The organism is Acinetobacter sp. 1130196 (assembly GCF_000588095.1).
GTDB lineage: Bacteria > Pseudomonadota > Gammaproteobacteria > Pseudomonadales > Moraxellaceae > Acinetobacter > Acinetobacter nosocomialis.
In genome coordinates this window covers 1-3,547 of sequence record NZ_JFWX01000091.1, presented here as the reverse complement: position 1 = coordinate 3,547, position 3,547 = coordinate 1, and the positions used below count along the sequence as shown (strand labels likewise).

The window sequence follows — 3,547 nt, the reverse complement described above, 5'->3', positions numbered from 1 at the left end:
TGCATCTTCAACCTTTTTAATGGTTCGATTCACATTACTTTCAGCGATATGGTAATTTGCAGCCAACTCCAATTGAGTGCTGTAATTCCGTAAGTAATTGAGTGTTAATAATAATTGATCCTCTATAGCTAAAGTATGAGGACGCCCAGATTTCTTTTTAAGTGATTCTACTTCTTTTAAAACTTCGATCATTTCACTAAAAACTGGTCGAGGTACACCAACCAAGCGCTGGAATTCAGAATCTGAAAAACGATTTAATTTCTGATATCTCATGAAATTTAGATTGAGGTGGTTTTTACTTTCGCAAGAGGTCTACTAATAATATTAATGCATATTATAGAGGAGGGCGGATAGATAGCCTAAGTTATTGTAATTAATAAATACCGAGAGTGTAAAACAAACTTTCAAATGATTATAAATATCATTTTTTAAAAGTCTACATAACAAATAAAATGTTATATGTTTAGATAATAATGTGTAATTATTTGTACAGATGTAAACAAATATTTAGAATAACCGTAATAAATAATTCATATAAAATGTTTGTATAAGTGATTTTTTAGTGTATAATTAGCTTAACTAGAAAAAAGACTTATTAGTTTAGTAAATCCTCTTTTAGTATCGAAGCTTTATTCATAATCCTCCGTTTTTAAGATCTTAAGCTCAATTCGTTATTTTTTCCAAGTTAAACCCGTCATGTCTCATGACTTTAAGTTCTTAAAATTCAATAGGATGTATATCATGTCTAACAACACAGCTACTGGTACAGTTAAGTGGTTCAACGAAACTAAAGGTTTCGGTTTCATTCAACAAGATTCAGGTCCAGACGTTTTTGCTCACTTCAAAGAAATCGCATCTTCTGGCTTCAAAACTTTACATGAAGGTCAACGTGTGACTTTTAATGTTGTGCAAGGTCAAAAAGGCCCTAGCGCTACTAACATTATTCCACAGTAATTATTTCTGTAGAATAAATAAAAAAGCCCTCTAAAGAGGGCTTTTTTTTTGTCAATAAGATTTAGCTTTTCCTTATAACTAGGCACTACGCATTAAGGCTGCTACGGCTTTTTCCAGAAATTGTAGAGTAACTGGTTTGAGCCAAGTACCGTCAGCAAGGCTTGGTTCATTTTGCATTGCAGTACGAATTTTTGTTTGAGTACTTGGGTTATTGCCAGCATAGCCTTGTAACATAGCAAGCCATTGTTTTGCTAAACGCTGCGCGCCTTCACTATCTGGTTTGACCTCGGCATCAATCAATTTTTCAATATCGACCAATAATTGAGGCCATTTTTTCATCTCACGAATGTAATTTTCTTTGAGAAAATTAAACTCATCATCAGATAAATAACGGGCAAAAATACTCAGCTTACTTTCAGAAAACGCTTGAAGTAAAAACTCAACAACTTCGGGTGTTACCCCTAATTTTTCCTGAAATTCAGGCTCGGCTGAATTTATGGTATTTAATTTAACAAGCCATTCTGGGTTAGCCCTCGTATTATGCTCAAGAGTTTTCATCCACTTTCGTGCTAAATCTTGAGCTGCTTCACTGTTAAATGGTTCACCTGCATTAAATAATGCATTTGCTGCCAGTGTTAATTCTTGCCACTCTTGATGACTTTTAGTACCTGCTTGTAAGAAAGTAAGTTTTTCAAGCTCTTCTTTTGTAAAGTATTTCTCAAACATTGCTATAAGCTCCAGTGTTTTTAGCCAATCCTCCAATCCAAGCTCTTCACCACTTATAATTTGAGATTTCAATTTGCTGAGTTGATTTCGCAAATTCTTTTGCTCGTTCAATCTCTGATCTATTGCTTGAATCTGCTGATCAATAATTGGTAGAAGTGCAAGATTGGGGTCTTCAAGAACCGTATGGATTTCGGCTAACGACATTCCCAGTCCCCGTAATGCTTGAATCTGATGCAAACGGGTAATGTCTTTACGGGTATATAGTCGATAACCAGCATCAGAACGGACCGAAGGCTGAAGTAAACCGATATCGTCATAGTGATGAAGAGCACGGACAGTAAGTCCTGTTTGCTTAGCCAATTCACCAACTTTTAACAGCATCTTTTTGCTCCTTCTTCCTTAGGCGTGTTTTATGCTAGGGGCTTACGTTACGTGAGGGTCAACTACTTTAGCTCAATATTTTTAATTTTTTTCGGTTTAGTAAATATTCAAATTTATTTTATTCATTATTGGACTGAACGACGGGAAATTAGAAATCCTTTTTAATATAAATTGACTTTAAGCCAATTTAATAATGAAAGAACAGATATTTAAGTCTTTAAAATTAGCAACATGTCGGAAATTAACAGATAAGTAGCAACCGATATTCACCGTCATTTTCAACAGGTGCTCTATGCACACACGGTAAAACCTTTTGAGTGGGATGGTCTACCGCCAAACGCCACAAGTGTCCCGTACCTAAATTTATAGGTTGTGCATTGGATTTAGGTTGATAATGTAAATCAAAGAAATACTCTGCTAAAAAGCTTTCAAATTCGGCTTCTGACCCGTCGTGTAAAGCTCTAAGCTTTTCTCTAATTTCTGGAATTAAAACTTTTTGTTCAACTTGATCATTAGGCACAATATCGCTAGCTGCACCGTGATAAGTACATAAGAACGTATCGGTTTCAATAGGGGAGCGATCAACGTGAAATGAATAGACATCTGTTGAAATAAAATCTAGCTCATCATCACGCTCATAATATTTAAGTAAGTTCAGTACAGGTGATGCACCCATATCAGTTAAGAGCTGTATGTCCTTTAAAATAATGTCTCGAGCCAAATCACCTTGTTCTGAAAGCGGCAGTGCTAATAAATCTTCAATAGAAATTTCAGTAATATTTTCTTTTAACTGAAGTTTTGCCACAATTTCTTTAAAGTCGCCTGCCAAATTTCTGACCCAACAAATAGCGTTCTTATCCCCCTGAAACTGTGTATTTACAAGCTCAGCAAAAGTAGTTACCACTTCAACTTGTTTGTGCTCAGAAAGTGTATTGGTCATATTGGAATTAACGTATAAATTAGTCATATAATATACACGTAATTCTATAAAAATATTGCCAAGATTTTGAATTGTACTTGGTATAAATTATTTACTATGAATAGTTATTTTAGAAAAGAAAATTGGATAGCAAGATCTAAGTAAAATATTGATAAATTATCTTCACTATCTATTGAAAAATATAAAATTTATAATTATTTGTAGTATATCAAGGGAATAACATGGCGAATTCAAACATGAGGTGCGACAGTTTCAAAAGCCATATGATAATCAACAAGCTGAGCAAATTTCTCTAATGGTGTAAGCCAATCTAACGCCTTTCTAGGACGAGTATTCAGTGACATGGCAACTTGATTTAAATAATGCTGATCTGCCTGATTTAAATCAATCCCTTTAGGTAAATATTGCCTAATTAAACCATTCATATTTTCGCATGTGCCTTTTTGCCAAGGTGAATGTGGGTCACAGAAATATACATCTATGCCTAAATCTTCTTCGAGTATTTTATGTTCTGACATCTCGCGTCCACGGTCATAGGTCAACGTT

Annotated in this window: 5 protein-coding genes; 1 reads left to right on the top strand and 4 read right to left on the bottom strand. The window is 34.5% G+C overall.

Translation table 11 applies throughout. From position 1 onward, the window contains the following. A partial coding sequence (locus tag J671_RS24280) for an IS5 family transposase (protein ID WP_031983334.1) occupies positions 1–273 on the bottom strand: 273 nt, incomplete at its 3' end. A 468-nt stretch (positions 274–741) separates the two neighbouring features. On the opposite strand from J671_RS24280, the gene J671_RS24275 reads away from it, so the two are divergent. Then, complete coding sequence (locus J671_RS24275; RefSeq protein WP_002054492.1) at positions 742–954, top strand: cold-shock protein; 213 nt, start codon at positions 742–744, stop codon at positions 952–954. Positions 955–1,032: 78 nt separating this feature from the next. On the opposite strand, the gene J671_RS24270 is transcribed toward J671_RS24275, so the two are convergent. The 3 genes from J671_RS24270 to J671_RS25690 all read right to left on the bottom strand — a co-directional run. Then, positions 1,033–2,061 carry a MerR family transcriptional regulator gene (locus J671_RS24270; protein WP_004887910.1) on the bottom strand — a complete coding sequence of 343 codons (1,029 nt, stop codon included), beginning with the start codon at positions 2,059–2,061 and terminating at the stop codon, positions 1,033–1,035. A gap of 241 nt (positions 2,062–2,302) precedes the next feature. Beyond that, the gene (locus J671_RS24265; RefSeq protein ID WP_004887909.1) at positions 2,303–3,001 is read right to left on the bottom strand and encodes a DUF1826 domain-containing protein; all 699 of its coding nucleotides are present in this window, start codon (positions 2,999–3,001) and stop codon (positions 2,303–2,305) included. Positions 3,002–3,231: 230 nt separating this feature from the next. Continuing rightward, the coding region (locus J671_RS25690) for an IS30 family transposase (protein WP_032021853.1) at positions 3,232–3,547 on the bottom strand (316 nt) is incomplete at its 5' end.